The organism is Faecalicatena contorta (genome assembly GCF_021531995.1).
GTDB classification, from domain to species: domain Bacteria; phylum Bacillota; class Clostridia; order Lachnospirales; family Lachnospiraceae; genus Dorea_A; species Dorea_A contorta_A.
The window spans coordinates 17,626-42,235 of sequence record NZ_JAFBIZ010000014.1 but is presented as its reverse complement, the minus strand read 5'-3'; the positions used below and the strand labels follow the sequence as shown (position 1 = coordinate 42,235).

At 44.9% G+C, this 24,610-nt stretch carries 24 protein-coding genes, 2 pseudogenes and 1 riboswitch; of the genes and pseudogenes, 6 read left to right on the top strand and 20 right to left on the bottom strand.

Features of this window, described 5'->3' with window-relative positions:
• Positions 1 to 8: 8 nt before the first annotated feature.
• On the bottom strand, positions 9 to 1,496 hold the full coding sequence (locus tag JQM82_RS03410; protein ID WP_235248615.1) for an AAA family ATPase: 1,488 nt from the start codon (positions 1,494 to 1,496) through the stop codon (positions 9 to 11).
• Between the two features lie 199 nt (positions 1,497 to 1,695).
• Positions 1,696 to 1,860: pseudogene (locus JQM82_RS03405) on the bottom strand (Lrp/AsnC ligand binding domain-containing protein); the annotation flags it as partial.
• Between the two features lie 292 nt (positions 1,861 to 2,152).
• On the opposite strand from JQM82_RS03405, the gene JQM82_RS03400 reads away from it, so the two are divergent.
• Positions 2,153 to 2,611, top strand: coding sequence for a hypothetical protein (locus JQM82_RS03400; protein ID WP_331472757.1), 459 nt, complete (start codon positions 2,153 to 2,155; stop codon positions 2,609 to 2,611).
• Positions 2,612 to 2,643: 32 nt separating this feature from the next.
• On the opposite strand, the gene JQM82_RS03395 is transcribed toward JQM82_RS03400, so the two are convergent.
• Genes JQM82_RS03395 through JQM82_RS03385 form a run of 3 tightly spaced genes read right to left on the bottom strand, consistent with a single transcriptional unit; the run spans position 2,644 to position 5,131 of the window.
• Positions 2,644 to 3,012, bottom strand: a complete 369-nt coding sequence (locus JQM82_RS03395; RefSeq protein WP_235248614.1) for an ArsR/SmtB family transcription factor — start codon at positions 3,010 to 3,012, stop codon at positions 2,644 to 2,646.
• A gap of 13 nt (positions 3,013 to 3,025) precedes the next feature.
• Complete coding sequence (locus JQM82_RS03390) at positions 3,026 to 4,894, bottom strand: heavy metal translocating P-type ATPase (protein ID WP_235248612.1); 1,869 nt, start codon at positions 4,892 to 4,894, stop codon at positions 3,026 to 3,028.
• An 18-nt stretch (positions 4,895 to 4,912) separates the two neighbouring features.
• Positions 4,913 to 5,131 (bottom strand): cation transporter, encoded by a 219-nt coding sequence (locus JQM82_RS03385; RefSeq protein ID WP_235248611.1) that lies wholly within the window; start codon positions 5,129 to 5,131, stop codon positions 4,913 to 4,915.
• A 206-nt stretch (positions 5,132 to 5,337) separates the two neighbouring features.
• On the opposite strand from JQM82_RS03385, the gene JQM82_RS03380 reads away from it, so the two are divergent.
• The gene (locus JQM82_RS03380; protein WP_235248610.1) at positions 5,338 to 5,508 is read left to right on the top strand and encodes a hypothetical protein; all 171 of its coding nucleotides are present in this window, start codon (positions 5,338 to 5,340) and stop codon (positions 5,506 to 5,508) included.
• Positions 5,469 to 6,274, top strand: a pseudogene (locus JQM82_RS16600) (MFS transporter); the annotation flags it as partial. The gene JQM82_RS03380 and the pseudogene JQM82_RS16600, both read left to right, overlap by 40 nt.
• 111 nt (positions 6,275 to 6,385) lie before the next feature.
• Here the strand turns inward: JQM82_RS16600 and JQM82_RS03370 are convergent.
• The 11 genes from JQM82_RS03370 to JQM82_RS03320 form a co-directional block, all read right to left on the bottom strand.
• Entirely contained in the window at positions 6,386 to 7,486 is a 1,101-nt protein-coding gene (locus JQM82_RS03370) for a glycerol dehydrogenase (protein WP_235248609.1), read from the bottom strand.
• 77 nt (positions 7,487 to 7,563) lie between these two features.
• Positions 7,564 to 8,307: a DUF6882 domain-containing protein gene (locus JQM82_RS03365; RefSeq protein ID WP_235248608.1), complete on the bottom strand. Its 744-nt coding sequence runs from the start codon at positions 8,305 to 8,307 to the stop codon at positions 7,564 to 7,566.
• Positions 8,285 to 8,572, bottom strand: a complete 288-nt coding sequence (locus JQM82_RS03360) for a hypothetical protein (RefSeq protein ID WP_235248607.1) — start codon at positions 8,570 to 8,572, stop codon at positions 8,285 to 8,287. The genes JQM82_RS03365 and JQM82_RS03360 overlap by 23 nt, the downstream gene beginning before the upstream one ends.
• Positions 8,573 to 8,614: 42 nt before the next feature.
• Positions 8,615 to 9,073 (bottom strand): hypothetical protein, encoded by a 459-nt coding sequence (locus JQM82_RS03355; protein ID WP_235248606.1) that lies wholly within the window; start codon positions 9,071 to 9,073, stop codon positions 8,615 to 8,617.
• Between the two features lie 21 nt (positions 9,074 to 9,094).
• Positions 9,095 to 9,979: a hypothetical protein gene (locus JQM82_RS03350; RefSeq protein ID WP_235248605.1), complete on the bottom strand. Its 885-nt coding sequence runs from the start codon at positions 9,977 to 9,979 to the stop codon at positions 9,095 to 9,097.
• Positions 9,980 to 10,171: 192 nt separating this feature from the next.
• Positions 10,172 to 10,345, bottom strand: coding sequence for a hypothetical protein (locus JQM82_RS03345; RefSeq protein WP_235248603.1), 174 nt, complete (start codon positions 10,343 to 10,345; stop codon positions 10,172 to 10,174).
• 17 nt (positions 10,346 to 10,362) lie between these two features.
• Positions 10,363 to 10,884 carry an RHS repeat-associated core domain-containing protein gene (locus JQM82_RS03340; protein WP_235248602.1) on the bottom strand — a complete coding sequence of 174 codons (522 nt, stop codon included), beginning with the start codon at positions 10,882 to 10,884 and terminating at the stop codon, positions 10,363 to 10,365.
• Between the two features lie 435 nt (positions 10,885 to 11,319).
• Positions 11,320 to 12,081, bottom strand: coding sequence for an acyl-CoA dehydratase activase (locus JQM82_RS03335; protein WP_235248601.1), 762 nt, complete (start codon positions 12,079 to 12,081; stop codon positions 11,320 to 11,322).
• A 54-nt stretch (positions 12,082 to 12,135) separates the two neighbouring features.
• Positions 12,136 to 12,396: a DUF3343 domain-containing protein gene (locus tag JQM82_RS03330; protein ID WP_235248600.1), complete on the bottom strand. Its 261-nt coding sequence runs from the start codon at positions 12,394 to 12,396 to the stop codon at positions 12,136 to 12,138.
• A gap of 69 nt (positions 12,397 to 12,465) precedes the next feature.
• Positions 12,466 to 13,740 carry a double-cubane-cluster-containing anaerobic reductase gene (locus JQM82_RS03325; protein WP_235248599.1) on the bottom strand — a complete coding sequence of 425 codons (1,275 nt, stop codon included), beginning with the start codon at positions 13,738 to 13,740 and terminating at the stop codon, positions 12,466 to 12,468.
• Positions 13,741 to 13,871: 131 nt separating this feature from the next.
• Positions 13,872 to 15,026 (bottom strand): aminotransferase class V-fold PLP-dependent enzyme, encoded by a 1,155-nt coding sequence (locus JQM82_RS03320; RefSeq protein WP_235248598.1) that lies wholly within the window; start codon positions 15,024 to 15,026, stop codon positions 13,872 to 13,874.
• A gap of 199 nt (positions 15,027 to 15,225) precedes the next feature.
• Here JQM82_RS03320 and JQM82_RS03315 point away from each other — a divergent pair, with 199 nt between their 5' ends.
• The gene (locus tag JQM82_RS03315) at positions 15,226 to 16,377 is read left to right on the top strand and encodes a double-cubane-cluster-containing anaerobic reductase (protein ID WP_235248597.1); all 1,152 of its coding nucleotides are present in this window, start codon (positions 15,226 to 15,228) and stop codon (positions 16,375 to 16,377) included.
• A gap of 118 nt (positions 16,378 to 16,495) precedes the next feature.
• Here JQM82_RS03315 and feoB read toward each other — a convergent pair whose 3' ends face one another.
• The 4 genes from feoB to JQM82_RS03295 all read right to left on the bottom strand — a co-directional run bounded on the left by feoB (position 16,496) and on the right by JQM82_RS03295 (position 21,882).
• Positions 16,496 to 18,838: a ferrous iron transport protein B gene (gene feoB / locus JQM82_RS03310; RefSeq protein ID WP_235248596.1), complete on the bottom strand. Its 2,343-nt coding sequence runs from the start codon at positions 18,836 to 18,838 to the stop codon at positions 16,496 to 16,498.
• 88 nt (positions 18,839 to 18,926) lie between these two features.
• Entirely contained in the window at positions 18,927 to 19,889 is a 963-nt protein-coding gene (locus JQM82_RS03305) for a radical SAM protein (RefSeq protein WP_235248595.1), read from the bottom strand.
• Between the two features lie 217 nt (positions 19,890 to 20,106).
• Positions 20,107 to 20,595, bottom strand: a complete 489-nt coding sequence (locus JQM82_RS03300; protein ID WP_235248594.1) for a hypothetical protein — start codon at positions 20,593 to 20,595, stop codon at positions 20,107 to 20,109.
• 60 nt (positions 20,596 to 20,655) lie between these two features.
• The gene (locus JQM82_RS03295) at positions 20,656 to 21,882 is read right to left on the bottom strand and encodes a M20 metallopeptidase family protein (protein ID WP_235248593.1); all 1,227 of its coding nucleotides are present in this window, start codon (positions 21,880 to 21,882) and stop codon (positions 20,656 to 20,658) included.
• A 237-nt stretch (positions 21,883 to 22,119) separates the two neighbouring features.
• On the opposite strand from JQM82_RS03295, the gene JQM82_RS03290 reads away from it, so the two are divergent.
• Both JQM82_RS03290 and JQM82_RS03285 read left to right on the top strand, forming a co-directional pair.
• Complete coding sequence (locus JQM82_RS03290; protein WP_235248592.1) at positions 22,120 to 23,445, top strand: hypothetical protein; 1,326 nt, start codon at positions 22,120 to 22,122, stop codon at positions 23,443 to 23,445.
• Between the two features lie 93 nt (positions 23,446 to 23,538).
• Positions 23,539 to 23,634, top strand: a riboswitch (NiCo riboswitch).
• A 67-nt stretch (positions 23,635 to 23,701) separates the two neighbouring features.
• A complete protein-coding gene (locus JQM82_RS03285) occupies positions 23,702 to 24,592 on the top strand; it encodes a cation diffusion facilitator family transporter (protein ID WP_235248591.1) in 891 nt (296 codons plus the stop codon).
• Positions 24,593 to 24,610: the final 18 nt, after the last annotated feature.

Genomic DNA, 24,610 nt, shown 5'->3' with positions numbered 1-24,610 from the left:
AAATCATACTATGCCAGCAGTTCTCGGATCATCTTTGAATTAAATGTAACAGAGTCCACATGGTTCACTTCAATCTGATACAATGCATTTGCGGCAATGTGCTCTGCCGCCTGTTCCAGATCACGGATTCCGCTGGTATTCTTATGTATCAAAAGCACCTCATCCAGAGCACCTTCTGTAAGTACGCATTCTCCTTCCCGCATTCCAATTCTCTTCAGAACTTTTGGAAGCGCATATTTGGAAAATATGACTTTTTTCTCTTCCATTGTATAATCCGGAATTTCGATCACCGCAAAACGTGACATCAGAGGCGCGCTGATCTGATCCTTCTCGTTGGCAGTCGCAATCGGATAGACTCCGACCGTCGGGATCATACATTCGATATAATTATCGGTAAATCCAAGATTATCAAGTAACGTCAGTAATACATCTGCCGGATTGCCATTGCCCTTTCCGGATGCAGCCTTGTCCAGCTCATTGATGATAAATACCAGATTGGATTCCCCTGCCATAGAAAATGCATCCATGATGATTCCCGGCTTTGCATTGGCATAGATACGGGAGCTTCCAGTCAGCTGCTCCGGATCATTGATGGAACTCATATCCAGCGTGGTCCATGGAAGTTTTAAGATACGGGCTACCGCATAAGCAATCTGGGATTTTCCGGTTCCGGCAGGTCCGATCAGAAGCAGACCATACGCCGGCAGGGTATGGGTACGGTTGATCTGAATGATCGTCTCGATGATTCTCTGCTTTACCCGTTCCATACCATACAGTTCCTCATCCAGAATCCGACGGGCTTCCTCCGGATCAATCGCCTCAAAATAGTGATTTTTCCACTGAATATTCATCATCATGGAAAGGGCTCTCTGTGCATGTCGGCGTTCTTCCGGGGATACCTCATTGGAGCGTGCCACTGCCAGGTTCCGCCTCGCCCAGAGCCTGATATTATCCGGCAGCGTTCTTCCTGCACAATTCATGAAGTCCGTAATACTCTGAATGCTGGTAAGCTTCATGCTGTCGCCGGTCTCTTCTGTGTCTTCATCTGAAGTCTCTTCTTCTGCCGGCGCATTGCTGGAGAGCAGACGTTCAATCATAAACTGTAAGAATCCGTCTTCTGCCGAAAGCTTCTCTCCGCCTCCGAAAGCCATCTCACGAATCTTATAGACCGCATATCCATCCTCGCGATTGGCCCCGGAAAGTCTCACATTAATATGGTTCTCTCCCAGCCATTTCAACAAACTGACAAATCTGGCATCCAGCTTAAGAATGTCCGCACTGACCGTTCCGTTCTCTTCCTTGAATTCAAATGCAGTCCGCTTCACCGGATTGGTAAACATTCCGCCGGAGTGATGTTCAAAGTTCTTTCCTTTGTTGTCCAGAACGAGGATCGGCTGTTCCGGAGACGTCATCGACTCATCTGTATAAAAAACAGTATACGTACATTCTGGTTCCTTTTTATTATCGGGTGTACTGTTAAAATCAAAAACTGTCATAATCTGCTCCTCTCCTGACTATTGAATCTCTGCACAGGCTCATGGCCGTGGCTTTAAATATCAGATTTCATTTCTATCCGAATAAAGGATACCACACTCCGGCCGCTAATGGAATTCCTATTATAGTATAAAAGAATGCCCGGAACAGATTTTCATGAATATCATGCAGCACCATCTTCGTGCAGTCACTCTGGTTTACCTACTGTTCCGGCAACTTTGCGTCAATGCCTCTATGTTCCACCGATGTTGAAAAGACAATCAACGTCTTTGTTCTTCCAAACTGTTGTAATTCTCCAATAAACTGATCCAGCTCCATCGTTCCAGGGAACAGCACTTCCAAAACCATCGAATATTCTCCCGTCATTTCATCAAAAAAAAAGAACGCACTTCGCTTCTGGAAATGCGTCTCTGCACTATCATTTCTTTCTTAGATCAATTACTGATGGAATCATAACACTTCATTGTTTCTGCGTCAACGGTACATTCTCCTTAATTATTTTAAGTATTTTGCTTCACTTCTTTATATTATTAGGCGTATTCTATTAAAAAAATAAATTTTCTTGTCTTATTTTCTTCCTCTTGATTTCTTTTTTTTGCCGTCTTACCATTATTCCCAGTTGTTGCGCAACAGCGAAAAATGAGCAAGGAGAACTGAAATGACAAAGGCTTATAATCCCTACATAAATGCAATTGATACCATGACAAAGGCAATGGAACTTGGAAAGCTTCTGAAAGATTATGATGCCCCAGGTGTGAAACATATTACCAATGACGAGGTACTCACCTGCGATTGTGATGTGCTGGTCCCTGCTGCTCTGGAGAATCAGATTACCGAAGAAAATGCTCCAAAATTAAATTGTTCCTATATTATTGAAGCCGCTAATGGTCCGACTTCTGAAGGTGCGGATGAGATTCTGGAAGAACGTGGAATCACACTGATTCCGGATATCTTTGCCAACAGCGGTGGCGTAATCGTATCTTATTTTGAGTGGGTACAGAACATTCAGGAGCTAACCTGGGAAAGAGATCAGGTCAACGATATGAAGGAATTTTTCCATAAGAATATAATATGGCTCAAAAAAAGAATCAGCATGAAACTCGCTCTGGCTAATTAACTGCCTTACGCGTTTTTCTGCTGATTCTTCTGTTAATCTTCTTCGATATGCTCTCTTCCCTGTGCAATGATCGTCCGTACATGATCATCTGCCAGCGAATAAAACACCGACTTTCCTTCTCTTCTGCTCTTGACCAGCTTGCTCTGCTTCAGGATCCGAAGCTGATGTGAGATTGCAGACTGTGTCATGTGAAGCACTTCTGCCAGATCACATACACAGACTTCCGCCTCAAACAGAACAAAAAGTATCCGAATCCTTGTAGAGTCCCCAAACACCTTGAACAGCTCGGCCAGATCATAGAGTTCCGTTTCTTCCGGCATCGTCTCATTCACAATCTCCAGCAGATTCTCATGTACTTCAAAGGTATCACAGCATTCACAGTTTTCTTCACGTTTGGCCATATCGTCACCCCTATTATAATTCTTTTACAAACAACGTCCGGATCGCATTCAGCACTGCAAGGACCATCACTCCGACATCTGCAAAGATGGCTACCCACATATTAGCAATGCCGAGCGCTCCCAAAAGCAGGCAGATCAGTTTAATACCGATCGCAAAATAGATATTCTCATACACAATGCGGATACATTTTCTGGAGATGCGGATCGCTTTAGCTATTTTCTTCGGATCGTCATCCATCAGTACAATATCTGCCGCCTCAATCGCCGCATCAGACCCCATCGCACCCATGGCAATCCCGATGTCTGCTCTGGATAATACCGGTGCGTCATTGATACCATCCCCGACAAAAGCCAGCTTCTCTTTTGCACTCTTCTTCTCCAGAAGCGCTTCTACCTTTTCCACCTTATCTGCTGGCAGCAGCTCACTGTAGACTTCCCGGATTCCCAGTTCTTCGGCTACCCGGTCTGCAACACGCTTGCTGTCACCGGTCAGCATGACCGTTCTTGTAATACCTGCTTTTTTCAGATCCCGAATCGCTTCCTTCGCCGTCGGCTTTAACAGATCTGAGATCAGAATATGTCCTGCATAGCATCCGTCCACCGCGACATGGACGATCGTCCCCGTCTCATGACATTCCTGACATTCTACCCTCAGGCTGTCCATCAGCTTCGCATTACCTGCAGCAACCGGAATTCCATCGACCCTTGCAATGACACCGCGACCACTGATTTCTTCAATCTCCGTCACCCTGCTTCTATCTAATGGTTTCCCGTAGGCCTTCTGCAGACTCTTACTGATCGGATGTGAAGACGAACACTCCGCCAGTGCCGCATACTCCAGAAGCTGTTCTTCCGGAATGGTACTGTGATGGATTCCGCTGACTTCAAATACACCCTGCGTCATCGTTCCCGTCTTGTCAAATACCACATACCGCGTCTGTGCCAGCGCTTCCAGATAGTTGGAGCCCTTGACCAGCACACCTTCCCTGCTTGCCCCGCCGATTCCGGCAAAGAAGCTCAACGGAATACTGATGACCAGCGCACACGGACAGCTGATAACCAGGAAGGTCAGTGCACGGTAGATCCAGTCGCCCCACTGTGCAGGAAGCCCGAAGGCCAGCATACGCACAAGCGGCGGCAGAACTGCCAGCGCCAGCGCTCCGCAACAGACTGCAGGTGTATAATATCTGGCAAATTTTGAGATAAAGTTCTCGGATCTGGACTTCTTGGAACTTGCATTCTCCACCAGATCCAGAATCTTCGATACCGTTGATTCTCCAAATTCCCTGGTCGTCTGAATCTTCAGCACACCGGTCATATTGATGCATCCGCTGATCACTTCATCCCCGGCCCGCACTTCTCTTGGAAGACTTTCTCCGGTCAGTGCACTGGTATTGAGTGTCGTCGTTCCTTCCAGGATCACGCCGTCGATCGGAATCTTTTCTCCCGGCTGAACCACGATCACAGATCCGACCTCTACTTCATCCGGATCTACCTGTTCCAGTGTTCCATCCTGTTCAACATTGGCATAATCCGGGCGAATATCCATCAGATCACTGATATTTCTCCGGCTCTTTCCAACTGCATAGCTTTGAAACAATTCTCCGATCTGATAGAACAGCATAACGGCCACGCCTTCCGCATAGTCTCCAAGGAGTATCGCTCCTACCGTTGCTACCGCCATCAGAAAATTCTCATCAAACACCTGACGGTTCCTTATTCCCTTTCCTGCCTTTTTCAGGATATCATAACCGATCACCAGATACGGGATCATATACAGGCCCCATCTCAGATATCCCGTAACCGGCACCTGTGATAATACGATCAGCAGCACCGCCGCGAGAATGATCCGTATCAGAACCTTTTTCTGCTTCCTGCTCATAGTTATCTCCTCCGGCTCCTACAGGAATATCTCGCAGTCATCTTCCACTTTTCTGCAGTTCTTAAGAACCTCTTTCATGACTGCCTTCGGATCCTGTCCTTCCTCAAATTCCACGATCATCTTAAGTGCCATAAAGTTCACGGTTGCATCCTTGACTCCGGAAGTCTTCTTCGCAGCTTCTTCCATCTTATTGGCACAGTTTGCACAATCCACATCAATCTTATACGTTTTTTTCATAGGTTCATTCCTCCATGACAGTTTTTCATTTTATCATATGAACACTTATTCATATGTTTGTTTTTATTATACCACCACATGTGTTACTGTCAAGAGCATTCACATCATATTTTACATTTCTTTAACATTCAGCTTCGGATTTATTTTACACGAGATCTTTATACTAGGTGTTAAATACTGATTTCTGAAGAAAAGGAGATAACATTATGCCTTCTACCTACGCACATTACAGATTCGGAAGAGATGTATGGAAGCATCTTCCTGAGGAATTCCGTAAGGATCTCTCCGAATATCAGAATCTATATAAGATTGGTCTTCATGGACCGGATATTTTCTTCTATCTTACTGGGGATATGCCGCATCCATTGCCACAATAGCAGTCGCAGTGATCGGACCTGTCTTTGGTACCCTGGCAGACACAAAGAATTTCAAAAAGCCGATTTTTGTCATCTCTCTCCTGGTAGGGGCACTTGGCTGTCTCTGCCTTGGACTTCCTGACTCCTGGCTGGTATTTCTGGTGATATTTATAATTGCGAAAATCGGGTATTCTTCCAGCCTTGTATTCTATGATTCCATGATCCACGACGTCACCACCAGAGAACGTCTGGACAGCGTTTCTTCTCAGGGTTATGCGTGGGGATATATCGGCAGCTGCATTCCATTTGTCGCGTGTCTGGTTATCGTCCTCGGTTCCGGAAAACTGGGAATCACCATGCACACTGCCATGGCAATCGCCTTTGCGCTTGTATCCGTATGGTGGTCGGAAAGCTCTCTTCCCGCTATCCTTCCGAACGACTGATCATGATCTGTATTACTGCATACTTCGGAATCGCCGTATTTGCGTTGTTTATGAGTTCACAGCTTCACTTCTGGATCCTGGCCGTCTGCGTCGGTATGTTTCAGGGTGGTATCCAGGCTCTGTCACGTTCTCATTTTGCCAGACTGATTCCCGCGGAGAAGTCCGGTGAGTACTTTGGAATTCTGGATATCTGTGGAAAAGGAGCTTCTTTTGTGGGAACCACGCTTGTAGGACTCGTCTCCCAGATCAGCGGACAGGCCAATCTGGGCGTCGGAGTCCTGACGCTTGTCTTTCTGGCAGGACTCGGCCTCTTCTACCTGTCAAACAGACAAACAAGCTGTTAAATGCACGAATGTATGACATACACAAAAACAGGGACTGAAGCAAAACATAGATGTACTCCATAAGAGTTCTTTCTATATTTGCTTCAGTCCCTTTCCAGTTCTTATCCTCGCTTATGATTCGCCCAGGAAATATCTTCCATATGCATCTGCTGCCTTAATCGCTGCCGCAACTGTCTCAGGAGTTACCGCAAACGGCATATTGTGCAAGGTATCATTTTCTGCACATGCCGCAGTCGCAACTGCCATGATCTTCTCATCTGTCACCTCTGTCACACCCAGTTCTTTCAGGGTCACCGGAAGTCCCAGTTCAATACACCAGTCGATAATGTCCTCCAGCTCTCCGGCAGATATATTCTCCAGTACCAGCTGCGTGATCGTTCCAAATGCAACTTTTTCGCCGTGATACATATGGTGACATTCTTCCAGTACCGTCAGTCCATTGTGAATCGCATGCGCGCCTGCAAGCCCGGCACTTTCAAAGCCGATTCCGCTCAGAAGCGTATTGGCTTCAATGATCTTTTCCACTGCCGGTGTACATGCACCGGCTTCCAGTGCCAGCTTCGCCTTTACTCCTTCTTCCATCAGAGTGTCAAAACACAGCTTTGCGAGTGCAATTGCTGCAGATGTTGTCTGCCCTCCCGCACAGGAGATTGCTCCGCTTGCCTGACAGGCCCTTGCTTCAAAGTAGGTTGCCAGCGCGTCTCCCATACCGGAGATCGTCAGGCGAACCGGAGACTTTGCGATAATCTCGGTATCCATCAATACCAGATTCGGATTAGACGGGAAGAACAGGTACTCTTCAAAAACTCCGTCATCTGTATAGATCACAGCCAGCGCACTGCACGGCGCATCCGTAGATGCGATCGTCGGACAGATCAGAACGGGAACTTCTTTATAGTAGGCAACCGCTTTTGCCGTATCCAGGATCTTTCCGCCTCCGATACCAATCACCATATCGCAGCCCGTCTGATTCATAATCTCCACCAGACGGTGAATTTCAGTCTTACAGCATTCCCTGTTGAAATACTCATATACTGCTTCCACATCCGTTCCTGCAAAGCTTCCGGATACCGTCTCTCCAATACGCTTATATCCGGATTCTGTAATCAACACGAGTGCCTTCTTTCCGTATTTGGACGCATACGTTCCAAGCTTTTTCATCTCGCCTGCACCCTGCACATATTTGCTGGGGCTGATTAATATATTCGCCATCTCGACTCCTCCTTACGATTTCTTATTATAAAATTAACGTTTCATCATGTCTTTATCATAGCTAAATGAGCTGATATCTACACCACACTGAGTGAATCGATGCGATACTCGCCGCTGCTTTGCTCAAAAATAATATGTAAATCCTGTTGAAAATGAGCAATGATTCTGTCTTTCTCAAAGTCAAAATCGACTTGATTCCACTTCAAAAAACTCTCCACAAAAATCTTATGATGAAGCGGCAGGAATTGTTGTGCACATTCTACCGTCAGATTGATGAACTCATCCATATCCACCGGTGCGAATACTTCTTCCGGAGCATTGTCTACCGCTAAGAAGATTGCACCATCTTTGTGAGGTGCACGATAATAAAAATAGTTTCGATCACTTAATCCACACGCAGCAACAGACATATTATGTCCATTAAATATATCGTTCAACTCAAATTTCGATAATCGAAGCGGATCCAGATTCCATTCTTCTCCTTTATTCAGCATCTCCTTTGGCAAAGCAATCAGATCTTCCGGAAGACGATTCACATTATTCCATCCCCACATCCAGGTATGACTGGTGTTCGACTCAGTTCCGATCAGCTGTATCGGGAACCTGTCCTCCCCGAAAGCAATCGTTCCTGTTGTAAAATCTACATTCCAATTCTGTCCTTTTACAACATACTTGCCTGCATGATTCTGAATAGCCATCATCTTTCCCAGACAAGAAGAAAAAACTTTTAACCAGTCACTTTTGTCGATCACATCCATCCCGGTTATCTCTAGCTGTTTTTTTGATTTCTTCAGTTTATCAAATATTCCCATATCTACCATTTCTCTCTTTCCTGAAAATAGGTCTATTCTCCTCCGCAACAAATTGCCAGCCACTACTATACATATGTGCATCCGCCGGGTCAAAATAATATTTTTTACCGTTAATTGTCTGCCACCCATGGCAAAGATTTCCATTTGAATCACGATAAAACCAGATACCCTCTTCCTGGAACCACCCATTGCCGGCACAGGCATCCATACGGAAAACAGCAAACATACATATCACAAGAAAGACAGCCATCACATATGGGGTATACTTCTTCATACCGATCCCTCCTCCCTGCTATTTTCAGCGTTTTTCCCAACGCTATTTTGCTATTACATTTGATTCATACAAATAACACCCTCCCGTTTCCGGTATCCATACAAATATTACTTCTCCCTGATACTTTGAGTATGCATCTTTTGCAAAAGTCTTTTCCAATTTTCCTCCTTCAACAGTTTTAAATTCTACAGGTTCATCCAGTGGTAACTCCTTCAACACCGCATATTGCGCTTGTCCCGCTTCTACCAATCTCAGGTTCTTCTTCTTTTTACTACACATTCTCAACAGTAATACAGTTCCGATCAATCCTGTTCCAACACCAAATATCAGCATAAATATCCATGCATTCTTTGGATTTCTGAAACTCAAAGCCGCTATAATAAATACACTTGTAACGACATTTCCGGGAATTGCAATCCGCTCCATTTTCTTAGTTTGATTTTGCTGTTCCTGTACAATTTTCTCTGCCTGTGCCATAGGCAACCTCATTAATTCATACATAGTTTTTCCTCCTTCTCATCTTTAATAATAATAACCGGATCTCATTGTTTCCGGAAATAAAACCAATTCCTGCTCTTTGTGGTGTAAAGTCACACGTACTTCATTGTCCTTTCCCTTCTCATCCCGAAAACAGATTCTATACATCTCCCCTTTTATATTCTGAATCCCCGTAATCTCTTCTCGCGAAAAATGCCTTTCCCAGCCATTACTGTAATTTACATGGAATACTCCGTCCTCATAGGTCACACCCCGGCAGCTGCCATAAAATACCATCAGGTACCCAAGTGCATAAATATCCAAGAAAATCATCATACAGAATCCAAGAATGACATTATTTCCCACTCCTGCGATTGCAATAAGTGATATTATCCCAAAACATATTTGACCTGTCATCCATACGATACACCCCTTTTTTTCAATATCATGACCATATATGAAATAGGTTCTCACTAATCTTTGCCGATATTTCTTCCGTTTCCTATAAAACATAGCAAAATTAAAAACGAAAAACCAGAATAGAATTATTAAAAAAAACACTTTAGGAATATACGTGGACTTTCCGGGACAAGTCCATCCTTTTCCATAACCATCTGAAACATCTTTACCATTGACCATTATAATGTTCATTCGTTTTTCCCATACTGATTTTTTATAACATTTCACTACATCTCCCTCTTCAACCGACACTGGAGAATTTGTCCACTTCGACACTTCTATCCCATCTTCTGATTCAAGAATCATATTATAACATTCATAAAAAGAGCTACCACGTTTTCCTGTGTCTTTCCACTCATCTTCCAGGTAAGTAATTTTTCCCGAAACAGTCTCATAATCAAAGTTCAGCATCATAGGCACCTCAGTTGCAACCCAGAAATTCAAAACTACTGTTGCACTGATCACTACCAAAAAAGTTCCATAATTTGATATTGATAACCAATAATAGGATTTTCCTTCTTTAAACATATTCTTGTTATTTCGATAAGTATCCTCTGGAAAAAAGACACAACACCTAATCACCCAAAAATATAAAAAATTTTTTAAATATTCCAATATATACATAAAAGCGCCTTCTATCTCCCGAATTCTTTGGGAATAAAATCATTGAAATATATGTGAAACCACTATTTGTGAAGATATCTCAACCCCTTTTTCATTTACTTTTCCCATCCACTGCATCACACGCCCTCCTACTCTATCTGCTAAAGATAATGAATTAATTAACTCGTTCATCTCTCCTGAAATTCCTGTTGCATTTCCTCCAAATGCAAACATTCCTTGTATAACTCCGCTCATAACTGCATTAATAATATTATTACCGTTATTTTTTTACTTTTTCCCTCTCGACTTGCCAATATGGAATCTTTTACACTTAACGCAGCTCCCGTTAGTCCTGTTACCATCGCTCTTTTCCCTGGTATTACACTTCCTATCACCCCATTTTCAAATCCTCTTTTAAAATCTCCACCAGAAAGGGCTTCTATACTTCCATCCATTGGCCTTGGTTTTTTTGCGATCTTTTTCCCAATCCAGGCACCTGCCACACCGCCTACGATACCACCAATCATTCTCGAAACTGCAATATGTCCGTCTGGATCTTCGTAAGCAATCGGGTTATTCGCACAATATACATACAGATATAGGGTGGCCGGATTCTTATTATCCCCCCGATAGCTGTCTCTGGTTAAAAATCTTACGTTTTCCGGATCATAATATCTTACCCCCAGATAATATACTCCAGTGCTCCTGTCATAGACAGCTTCATTATAACATATTTCACCATAGCAGTCAGTAGCCTCTTCAATATCTCTCACTGTTCAGACACCACATACATTTTATTATCCCAGAATCAGATAGCTCTTTTATAATTCCATTTCCTATCTGCTTAATTTTCACCTTTATCTTGCTTTATATCAGATAGAATCTTCGTTTTTCCTCATCCTATCTGTAAAATTCGCCCCTATATCTCTTTTTTTCTTAGTTTTTTACAGATAGATGCTTCGTTTTTCCCCATCCTATCTGAAAAACCAGTTTCTACGACCTTTCTTTTCTCGATTTTGGGCAGATAGGTTCCCTGTAATTCTTCTTTCTATCCGCCCAATCCACTATGGTGCAGTCAAATGATACTATAGCGCACCACAACAAAAGACCCGACAAATCTTTCTCTCGATTTATCGGGTCTTCTTTCTTCCTTATGTGATATGTGAATGAATCTTGCGGATTCAGTTCTCTTTTTATCTTTTTATCTTTTATCTCTTTTTCTCTTTTGCCAGCAGTGCAGCCCCCAATGCCCCTGCGTATCTTCCGTTTTCTGTCGGTTCTACCGTCTGTCCCAGTTTTTCGGAAAGGATTCTGGTAAAATAAGTGCTGTTGCTTAATCCGCCTGTCAGAATCACCTTATCGGGCAGGTTTTTCTTCTGGGCGAGCTGGGCAACCTTATTCGCCACGGAGTCAACAACCCCGGCAGCGATGTCTTCTCTTTTCTGCCCCTCTCCGATGTAATTGATGACTTCGGATTCTGCAAATACGGTACACAGAGAACTGATCGGCAGGACTTTTCCTGCATCCGCCATATCAAAGAGTTCCTGAAGCGTCACTCCCAGACGGTTTGCCATGATCTCCAGGAACTTCCCGGTTCCCGCAGAGCATTTGTCGTTCATCTGAAAATCCTGAACCATACCGTTTCCCACAAGAATGATCTTGGTATCCTGACCACCCACATCTATGATCGCACAGTCATCTCCGGCCATATCACGTCCACCTCTTGCATGACATGTGATCTCCGTGATTACATGATCCGCAAAATCTACTGCCACACGTCCATATCCCGTAGCCACTACTTTCGAATCCTCGGACAGAACATCCACTCCGCTCTCCAGCAGACGCTCTTTGATCGTCATACAGGTCTCTTTGCTGCTCCATCCCGTCGGCAGAACAAACTGGATATCTGCATCTCCTTTCACAACTACTTTGGATGCAGTGGATCCGATGTCAATTCCTATATAGTTCATCTTTCTTACCTCATTTCATGTTATGACTTACTTCTTTTTGTCTGCATTGCCTCTTTAGCAATACTTATCCCGCCGGGAGTTCACATCCCGCTCAATGGCAGCGAATTTCAGAATCTCGATCTGATGTTCCTCGATACAGGACTTGATCGCATCGATATCCTGTTCCTGCACCAGTAAGGAGATTCCGCAGCACTTGCTGGCAGATCTGGGTGTCGGAGCAATGGTTGCCCGGATTCCCATGGCTTTTAATTCCTGATACAGGCGCATCCCGTTGTCATGATTGGGAAATAGCACATAATGCTGGATCTGTGGCATAAAAACACCTCTTCTGAATACGAATCTGTTACAGCTCACATCCGAGCCCGGTTGCTCAGCATCTCTATCCTAGTTGTTCAGCATCTCTATGAATGCGCTGACTCTGGTACGAAGCTGCTGTGCATCGCTGTCTGTATAATCCGTCTCGATGCCGAGTACCGGGATTCCTGCTTCTTTCATTGCGCGTTCTACGAAGTATCCTTCTGTATCGTACAGATTACAGAACTTCAGGTTCACATCAATGATACCGTCCACCTTGTATTCTTTTGCGAGACGTAAGATATCATCAATACGGCCGCTGTTTGGTGTGAAGCATGCACAGTTGATGTTCATGTATCTCTCTGCGAGTGCCATGTACTGCTCCGGAAGTGTTGTCTTTGTCTCATCCACCAGATTCTCGAAGTATCTGGTTCCGGTACACATCTCTTCACAGACAACTGCGCCGCCGCTGGTCTCTACTATATTATGTAACTTCCAGTTCGGAATTGCAAGTGGTGTTCCGGTCAGCATGATACGTTTGGTTCCTGCAGGAACGACACTCACACCGTCTTTTACGCGCTGATCCAGTTCGTCACACAGCTTGTTGGTCATCTGCGTGAATCTTGCCGGATCATCATAGAATGCGATCTGAGAGATCAGAAGTACATCACGGCCGCTGATCGGAAGATTTTCATTCTTGCGAAGGTCGTACAGACGTGCCAGTGCTTTTCTCTTATTGTTGATCAGCTTAATGCTGTCAGCAAGCTTCTCTGCAGTGACTTCGTTGCCGGTAAATTCTTCCACTACATTCTTGAATGTCTCGATCTCTTCTGCCCATGCTTTCACGTCTTTTGCACGTTTCATCTGCGGAAGATCCATCACATGCACCGGTACGTCCTCTCCCAGAATCTCCCATGCTTTCTTCTTACCGTCACAGGTTGTCTCTCCAATATACATATCTGCGATCCGGAAGAATGGGCAGGTACGATCCAGTCTTGCGCCGACAGACGCTTTGATCAATGGACAGGTGTTGGTTGGAAGCACCTTCTCGCCACCCGGTACCCAGAACTGGGATCCGCCGCACAATCCGGTTGCAATTGCATCTGCCGCAAATACGATCTCATCCGGAACGTATACGCAGAATGTACCGAACACTTTTCCGCCCTTTTTCTGGTGTTCGATCAGCTCCGCCGGCCGGATGCCATGGATATCTGCCACAACCATATTGTAATAGTCCATACTGTCCGGACGATTTTCCTGGGATAAGAACACATCTCCAAATGCCTGCGGAAGTACCTCACACAATTGATCGTGCAGTTCAAGATTCATCCCCAGATCTTCCCACATTTTACGATAATCAGCCATACTATTTTCCTCCTGTTCTGAATGACTTTTTGATAAGTCAACCGTACCATTTTTAGGAGTTAAGAGCAATGCATACTAAACCAATTGTTTATCGTTAATTTTGATATAAATGTTCTATTTATTTGTTTTTTCTATATACCAAGTATCTCCCGGATTCCCTCCATGCAGCATTCAATCTCTTCTCTGGTATTCGCTGCTCCAAACGCAAAACGTACCGTCCCCTGTGGGTACGTATGGAGAGCCTTATGTGCCATCGGTGCACAGTGAAGCCCCACCCGTGTCATGATGCCGTACTGCTGTTCCAGTTCAAATGCCACCACCGCATTGTCTGCTTCTTCAAAGTCCAGCGAGACCACAGCCACACGGTCTCTGATCCCCTGCTTTCCGGCAATCCGGATCCCCGGAAGTTCCTGCACACGTTCCAGAAAATACTGTGTAAGCGCCATCTTCTTCTGATGGATTGTCCGGATCCCGGTCTCTTCCAGATAGGAAAGCGCCGCGTGCAGACCGATGATGCCCGGCAGATTCAGCGTTCCGCTCTCATACTTATCCGGCAGATAATCCGGCATATCCAGAGAATCCGACTGACTTCCGGTGCCGCCTGCGATATAAGGCGTCATCTCTGCGTCCAGAGCTTCCGAGATCAGAAATCCTCCGATTCCCTGGGGTCCAAGCAATCCCTTATGCCCCGTAAATGCAAGAAAATCGATATGACACGCCTGCATGTCCACATCGATCGTGCCGGCACTCTGTGCCGTATCCACAGCAAAGAACAGATGGTGGCGTTCACAGATCTCTCCGATCTCTCGAATCGGTACGATGGTACCACATACATTCGATGCATGCAGCATAATTACCGCCCGGGTCTCCGGCCGGATCGCGCGTTCCACATCCTCCGGCAGTACCGTTCCGTCCCCGGCGGTGCGCACCATGTCATAGCTCACGCCTCTTCCTTCCATCTGCTTTAACGGACGCATGACCGCATTGTGTTCCATGCCGGTGACCAGAACGTGGTCCCCGCTTTTTAAATATCCCTTGATAAAGTAATTCAGCGAATGCGTGATCCCCGGTGTAAAGATCACACGCCTGGAATCCGCAGAATGAAACAGTCTCGCGAGCTGCATCCGTGTCTCCAGTACCAGGCCCTCCACCTCATAGGCGCCTTCATAATTACCCCGATTAATATTGTATGCGCCCTGCTCCAGAAGCCCCGCCATTGCTTCCGCCACTTTTGGCGCTTTCGGCCAGGAAGTACTTCCGTTATCAAAATAGATCCTTTTCCCCATACTGACTCCTCCATATTAACATTACATTTATTGTAACAGATATTTATAAATCTGTGAACGAGGCATCCATACTGTGCTGATATTTCTTATAGATTTCTTTTATAGTTGCATGCATTCATTAATATTTCCTATTACCGTACACACCTAACTGATGGTATGATAATTGATATGAAACAACGCATGATACGGAGGTATAGATATGGAAGTAATTAAAGATTTGCCAGAGGTATTTGAAGAATTTGCAGAGCAGAGAAAGAATTCTTTTCTGGCAGTAAAAACATTAAAGGACAAAGGCGTTCCGGTTGTCGGAGCATACTGCACTTATTTTCCCAAAGAAATTGCCATGGCGATGGGTGCAGCGACCGTAGGATTATGCTCCACTTCCGATGAGACCATCGCTGAGGCCGAAAAAGACCTGCCGAAGAATCTCTGTCCATTGATCAAATCCAGTTATGGTTTTGCCAAAACGGATAAATGTCCTTTTTTCTACTTTTCAGATGTTGTTGTCGGGGAAACTACCTGTGATGGAAAGAAGAAAATGTATGAATATATGCGTGAATTTAAAGATGTGTTTATCATGGAACTCCCGAACACACAGGGAGAAGAAGCATTAAAGCTCTGGAAAAGTGAAATAATCCGCTTTAAAGAATATCTGGAACAGAAATTCAATGTAACCATTACAGAAGATGACATTCGTGCAGCAATCAAGGAAGAAAATAAAGTAAGACGTTCGTTAAAGAATCTGTACTCTGTGATGCAGAATGACCCGGCTCCGATCACCGGTCAGGATCTGTTCAAGGTATTATATGGCAGCGGCTTTAAGTTTGACCGTTCTGCTATCCCGGCAGAAGTAGATGCACTGACCGCAAAGATCAATGCAGAATATGCCGAAGGAAAGATGCTGGAGAAAAAGCCACGTATCCTGATCACCGGATGTCCGATCGGGGGCGCAACGGAAAAAGTCATTCGTGCAGTTGAAGACAACGGCGGTGTCGTTGTAACCTACGAGAACTGCAGCGGTGCCAAATCCATAGATAAACTGGTGGACGAAGACAATCCGGATGTATACGATGCACTCGCAAGACGTTATCTGAACATCGGATGCTCTGTTATGACCCCGAACCCGAACAGACTGGAACTGCTCGGAAGACTGATCGATGAATACAAAGTAGACGGTGTCCTGGAGATGACCTTACAGGCATGCCATACTTATAATGTAGAGACTCTTGCAATTCGCAGATTCGTCAACGAACAGAAAGGACTTCCATACATTAATGTAGAAACTGATTATTCTCAGGCGGATATCGGACAGCTGAATACCCGTATCGCCGCATTCATTGAAATGTTATAGACATCTACTTTCCTATACTCAGAAAACAGCAGCCCGGAAGAATACTCTTCCTCGGACTGCTGTTTTTCGTACTGATAGACATCCCTGCATAGACAGGATTCTCATATCCATACTATTCTTATATCAATAACATTCCAACACATTTTACCAGAAAAGCCGCAATCCACGCTACCACACACTGGCCGACTACAACACCTGCCGCCCACCTGGATCCCAACTCTCTCTTAATTGATGCCACTGCCGCAACACAGGGTGTGTACAGCAGACAGAACACCAGAAGGCTTGCTGCCGCCAGCGGTGTGATTACACCTGCCAGTTGTGCGGTCGTTCCGAACAGTACCGAAAGCGTGGACACTACGCTTTCCTTTGCCATAAATCCGGTAATCAAAGCCGTCGAGATTCTCCAGTCTCCAAATCCAAGCGGAGCAAATACCGGTGCGATCACTCCGGCGATCATTGCCAGAATACTGTTCTGTGAATCCGTTACTACATTCATATGCAGATCAAATGTCTGCAAAAACCAGATTATAATAGTTGCGATAAAGATAACTGTAAATGCTCTCTGCAGAAAATCTTTTGCTTTTTCCCACAACAGCTGTCCGACATTCTTCGCTCCCGGCATCCGGTAATTCGGAAGCTCCATGACAAACGGAACTGCTTCTCCCCGGAACATCGTTCCGCGAAGCAGGATCGCCATCAGGATTCCGGCAAGAATGCCCCCGAAGTACAACGCGATCATGACAACTGCCCCGTTTTCCGGAAAGAATGCCGCTGTGAAAAACGCATAGATCGGAAGCTTGGCAGAACAGCTCATAAATGGGGTCAGAAGGATCGTCATCTTACGGTCCCGCTCAGACGGAAGTGTTCGGCTTGCCATAACGCCCGGAACCGTGCAGCCGAACCCGATCAGCATCGGAACAATACTGCGGCCCGACAGACCAATCTTCCTGAGCAGCTTATCCATCACAAATGCAACTCTTGCCATATATCCACTGTCTTCCAGAATGGATAGAAAGAAGAACAGTGTCACGATGATCGGAAGGAAGCTTAAGACACTTCCCACACCATTAAAAACACCATCAATCACCAGTGAATGTAGCACTTCGTTGACTTTCCATGCCGTCAATGTCGCATCCACCGCATCTGTAAGCGCCGTAACTCCCAGATCCAGAAGATCCGCAAGCGCCGCACCGATCACGTTAAAAGTCAGCCAGAACACGGCTGCCATAATCCCAATAAAGCAGGGGATCGCCGTATATTTTCCCGTCAGGATCTTGTCCATCCGCATACTTCTTAAGTGTTCTCTGCTTTCTCTTGGCTTTACCACCGTCTCTTTACATACTTTTTCAATAAATGTAAAACGCATATCCGCGATCGCAGCCGAACGGTCAAGACCGCGTTCCATCTCCATCTGCTTTACAATATGCTCAAGCAAGTCCTGTTCATTCTGATCCAGATGAAGCTGCTCCAGAATCAGCTGATCTCCCTCTGCCAGCTTACATGCCGCAAACCGGACCGGAATATCCGCTTCCCTTGCATGATCCTCAATCAGATGCATGATTCCGTGCAGGCATCTGTGCACGGCTCCGCCGTTGTCATCCGCATCACAGAAGTCCTGTCTGCTCGGACGCTCCTGATACTTTGCTACATGAAGCGCATGCTGTACCAGCTCATCAATTCCTTCATTCTTCGCCGCAGAGATCGGAATAACCGGAATCCCCAGTTCGTTTTCCATCTCATTGACCAGAATGGAGCCTCCGTTTTCCCACACTTCATCCATCATATTCAACGCAAGAACCATCGGAATATCCAGCTCCATCAGCTGCATCGTCAGATACATATTCCGCTCGATATTTGTCGCATCTACGATATTGATAATTCCCTTTGGATGCTCATTTAACACAAAGTTGCGTGTTACAATCTCCTCACTGGAATACGGAGACATGGAATAGATACCAGGAAGGTCCGTGACCAGTGTATCCGCATGACCTTTGATAACACCATCTTTTCGGTCTACCGTAACACCCGGGAAATTTCCCACATGCTGATTCGATCCGGTCAGCTGATTAAACAGAGTCGTCTTTCCGCAGTTCTGATTGCCTGCCAGAGCAAATGTCAGTGTGGTTCCTTCCGGAAGCGGATTCTCATCTGCTTTCTCATGGTATTTTCCGCCTTCTCCGAGTCCCGGATGCGGTATCATCTTCTTCTCCGTCTTTTCCGGAACTTCGACGGCATCCCTGACATTTTCAATGTCAATCTTCTCTGCATCTGCCAGTCTCAGTGTCAGCTCATAACTATGTACCCGAAGTTCTACCGGGTCTCCCATCGGTGCATACTTGACCATCGTGACATCAGCACCCGGAATGAGACCCATATCAAGAAAATGTTGTCTTAAAGCTCCTTCTCCGCCCACCGTAAGAACGGTTGCACTTTTTCCGATTGGTAATTCCTTTAGCGTCATCTTTTCTGCTCCTTTATACTAACCATTCATTGTTGATAATCCTTCTCAACTTCAAGGTTAGTATAGTCTAATTGAGATTTTTTGTCAATTACTTCCGAGCAATTGAATCCTGCATATTCCATATTTCTTTCCCATCATCGCACTTTTCCAGACATGGGCATTCTCCTTCTACATAGGAATATTCCGTTCTCTCTTCCGGATACTCCAGAATCATGCGGTCCAGTTTTTCAAGCATCCGTTCTCTGTCTTTTGGCAGTTCCCCGCGCACACGGAACTGAATATAATCATGAAATCCCTCATACCTGATCCCCATCGCACCTTCGATGCTCTGTCCTCCCAGAAGCTCCAGAAGTATGCGTTCTTCCTTCAGATTATCCAGTTCATCAGAAGGAAGATAATTTCCTTCCCGAATATCCTGATACAACGGTACTTCCTTATGAAGAAACATCGAAAAATTCACAACATTATATGGATGCGTCCGGTTCAGAAAATCTGCAAGTGCCTTTGCATTCTCCGGTCCGCGCCCTTTTCCCGCAACTCCCGTCATGATATGAGCATCATAGACCATACCGTTCTCATGCAGCCTGCAGATCGCTTCTTCTGCCTGAATCAGATTATTTCCCTTATTCATAAAAGCGAGTACATCATCCAGTCCGCTTTCGATTCCAAGATACAGATGCTGCACCCCATGCTCATGAAGTGCTTTCAGTTCCGCATCCGTCTTTTTCAGTATGGATGTTACGGTTGCATCCATATTCACACACCGACACTCTGGAAAATACCGTTCTATCATCTGCAGTATCTCCAGCAGATGTTCCGTCTTCATCCCAAATGCATTGCCATCTCCCAAAAAGATCTTCTTGGGACTGCCTGAAAGATTTCTGACACGCCGCAGTTCCTCTTCAATCTGTTCCATGGGAAGCTCCCGATATTTCAGATGACGGAACAGATTACAAAACTTACATTGATTGTAAGAACATCCAACCATCACCGGAAGCATGAATGCAGAGCGCTCCATCGGCGCCCGACAGATCTGTCCTTCATAATTCATCTGTGATTCCTCCTGTCTTATCTCTTATCTCTTATCTTTTATCTTTTATTTCTATCATATCTTTTATTTCTATCATAGCATCGTTTTTCCAAATAACAACCAATATTCTCTGCATTTTCCCGTAGCGAAAGAAAATCCCGGCAGCCTGCTACAGGTACTGTACCAAACTGCCGGGATATCTTTATGTAAGGGAAGTCATATCCTGCATAACTTAAGATTATTCAGCTTTCTTAACCATTGCCGGGTTATCCTCAACGGTGATCTTACCTTTCTTCCAGAGGATACGGGATGTAATAATCGCGATTGGAAGCATTGCAATAATAATGAATCCAACTGCTCCGAACAGAGATCCACCGGAAGTGATTCTTACAAACAGAGAAAGAAGTGTTACGATAATCAATACCGGGATCACGCCTCGGATACCGTGTTTTACTACTTTGTTTCCTGCACTGCTGCTTCCGAAAAGTCCCAGTGTCAGTGAACCGAACAGTGCCGGGATGATGTAATTGGATGCAGTCTTAACCTGCGGAATCTCAAAGATAAATCCAATCTGAGAACTTAACAGCGCTGCCAGTGCAAGGATAATAATTGTCATAATAGAAGAAACAGCTACTGCCACAGATGCAACCGCATCGCCTTCCGGTGTATTCTGTTCTTTCTTTGCAAGCTTAATTGCATTAATTGCTACAGGAAGCTTCAGGTTCATGATATTACCTGTAATATTTCTTTCATAGTACTTCTCTCCCTTTCCTTTGTGAAACTTGGTTTATTTGTGTTCTTCCAGCCATCTCATAGCTGTATATGCATAAACAGCACTTCCCGATGCAAGCACAGATTCATCGAATTTTACCATTGGATGATGCTGTGGATATGCGTATCCCTGATCGGGCTGTCCTGCTGCAAGCGCAAGCATAATAGCCGGAACTTCCTGGCTGACATATGCGAAATCCTCTGAGCCTGCGGACTTTGGTGCCTTTCCCGTTCCTGACATTGCAAGCAGCTGTGCCTGAGTAAATGCTTTTGTAGGTCCCAGAAGTTCCTTCAGATAACCGGCCATACATACAGACAGATCATCATCATTCTTCAGAACCGGACATCCCTTTCCATAGATTACCTCTGCCTCGGCCCGGAAGCTTGCTGCGATACCGGTAGAGATCTCCGTGATTCTCTTCTTGATAAATGCTCTTACCTCTTCATCATAGGTACGGATCGTACCACTCATGGTTACTGTATCCGGAATTACATTCGCCGCCTGACCTGCATGAATCGTTCCGATTGTAAGAGCCGCTTCATCCACCAGCGCCAGCTCTCTTGCGTGAATCTCCTGCAATGCTGTCACGATGTGTGCTGCAACAGTGATCGGATCCACTCCGTTATTCGGCATGGACCCATGACATCCTTTACCCTGGATACGGATCTCATAATAATCTGCACCCGGTGCACTGATTCCTCCGTCACTTACGATTACCGATCCTGCCTGGAACGGAACTCCCGCCATCACATGAATCATCAGAGCCGCATCTACATCCGGATTCTTTAATACACCTGCTTCGATCATGTCATGTGCGCCTTCAAAGATCTCTTCAGCCGGCTGGAACATTAATTTTACCGTACCTTCAATCTCGTCCTCGTGCTTTTTCAGTATCTGAGCCGCTCCAAGCATCATCGTCGCGTGCATATCATGTCCACAGGCATGCATATTGTCCGTCTCTGACGCAAACTCCACATCTGCCTGCTCTTTCATCGGAAGCGCATCCATATCTCCTCTGATCAGGAATACTTTTCCGGGCTTTTTCCCGCCTGCGGTAACAACCACACCTGCTTTTCCACAATCCTGCGGTTCATAGCCCATCGCTGTAAGTTCCGCTTTCACATATGCCTTCGTCTCTTTCAAATCAAACCCAATCTCCGCATGTCTGTGCAGATAATGCCTTTTTTCAATCAAATCCTGTTCATAATCCTGAACCTCTTTCATTAATACTTCTGCATTCATCTCAACTCCACCTAACTTTCTTTTTGACATTTAAGGAACATTAAAAGAACACTTCTTTTATTTCATTATACATCACTATTATTTAAAATGCAAATACATTTATAACGTTTTTCTATATTTTGTAAGAATTGAATAATAATTATACTTCTTCCTGATTTTTGGAAGATTATTCTTGATTTTCAGAACATTATGATAGAAAATAACAGTAGATTATTTAACAGCTGGGGGAAAACAACTATGAAATCACATCTTTTGATTATATCATCGGTATATCTGTCACAATATTTGCATGATATGATGTCGGCATATGCTGATCAGATTGAATACCGAATCGTCGAATACCACGCATTTACGGAATTGAAGAACATTTACGACACACACGAGCAATGGGCTGACGGAATCCTGACTACCGGTATTGTCGTGGAGACCATACTCAGGAAATCTATTCCACATATCCCTGTACCGGTCCTGTCACTCGCTACAAATAATGAGAGCTTTTACAGAATCCCATTATCTTTGATGATTGAAAACCGGGATCTCTCACCGGATCGGATTGTATTTGATGTATTTCTGAACACCAAACCATTTGCATCTGTATATGATATACTGGAATATGAAAATATTAATTCCATGTTTCCTGCTTTTATCAAATGGCTTACTTCCGCTTCTCTGCAGGAACTTTATGCTGCCGAAGACCAGGCTTTTGATATCATCCGGCAATTATGGAAAGAGGATAAAATTGATATGGTGATCTGCCGGTACGGGAATCTGGTTCCGCGCCTGAAAGCGCTTGAGATTCCATGTGTATTTGCCACTTCCAGCACTGAATACCTGCAGCAGACGCTGGAACTTCTGATGTCTCAGATTACCGTAGACAAACTGACCGCACACGCTCCTGCAGTAATATCCATCACCCCTTCCCCCGATTCCAAAGAGAACTGGACGGAACTTTTAGATGTCACTTTACAGAAAGAAATTCTCGACTTTGCTCATAAGAACGACATCGAATTTCTGATACAGAAAAAGAAGAGTTCTTATCTGATTCTGACTGAGAAAGCAATCCTTTCCTATCTTACACAGGATTATCAGAAGAGTCTTCTGTCCAATTACCTGAATGATCATCTGGATTTTCCGCTTGTCATCTCCTACGGCATCGGAAACACTCTGGAGGAAGCGATGGAACATGCTGCAATGGCTTTTCGTTCCTCAAAAAACACCGGATATTCCTACCTTGTTAATGACAGCAATCAGCTGATCGGCCCTCTCTACGCTGATCAGCCCGTAATTACCAGCTATATGTTAACACCTCAGATTCAGGAAATTGCCCGGCAGACATCCCTTTCTGCTTCCACGATCCATCGGTTGAACCGAATGATTCTGTTTCTTGGAAGACGTGATGTTACAAGTACAGACCTTGCTGATGCCTTCCATATCACAACACGCGGCGCCAACCGGATCCTTCAGAAGCTTGAGTCTTCCGGGCTTGCACGAACCTCCTTCTATCGGCCACAGCACATGAAAGGAAGACCGACCAAGGTCTATCATATTGATTGGGATATCTGATCTGCATTTTAGGATTGACAAAAAAGAAATGATTGTATATGATATATAGAAATCTCTTTGCACTGAATACATCCAAAAAGGGATGCGGGATTTACAGTACAAACTGATCAGGCGGCAGACATTTTTATCTGCGAAGCCGGGCCGGGTGACACACGGCAGCAGATGATAAGTAACATCTGTGGGACAGTACATGACACGTTCCACAGATGTTTTTTTATATTCTTTTCACTATTATGCGTTATGGGAGGACTCTCTTATGAAAGATCAATCACAGAATATCAATGAAGCAAAGATCATTAATCAGATCTCAACGGTTGGGATTTTTGGAAATATTTTACTGACTTCATTCAAATTATTTGCCGGAATTCTCGGACATTCCGGTGCCATGGTATCCGATGCCATCCATTCCATGTCGGATGTATTTGCAACGTTTATCGCTTTTCTCGGAGTAAAACTTTCTCAGAGGAAGGCAGATAAGAATCATCCTTACGGCCACGAGCGAATGGAGTGCGTCGCCTCTATTATCCTGGGTATGATCCTTTTGATCACCGGTCTTGGAATCGGATTTTCCGGCCTAAAAAAAATAACTGCCGGAAACTATAACGAACTGGCTTCCCCAGAAACCATTGCTCTGGTGGCCGCAATCGCATCTATCCTGATCAAGGAAGCCATGTTCTGGTACACACGTCACTATGCAAAAATACTGGATTCTGCAGCATTCATGGCAGATGCATGGCATCACAGATCCGATGCGTTTTCTTCTATCGGCTCTCTCATCGGTATCGGCGGCGCAATGCTTGGTTTCCCGGTACTGGATCCAATCGCCAGCGTTGTTATCTGCTGCTTCATCCTGAAGGTCGCATATGACATTCTGAAAGATGCACTCGATAAAATGCTCGATACCTCCTGCAGCGAGGAATACGAACAGGAGCTTTCTGACTATATACAGAAGCAGGACGGCGTGGTACGTCTTGATCTTCTTCGTACCAGGATGTTCGGCAATAAGATCTACATTGATACGGAAATCGCTGTGGACGGAAATATGACATTAAAAGATGCGCATGATATCGCGGAACATGTTCACGACAAAGTAGAACAAAAATTCCCCAATACCAAGCACATCATGATTCATGTGAATCCGGCATAACACCAGAATGATTCACAA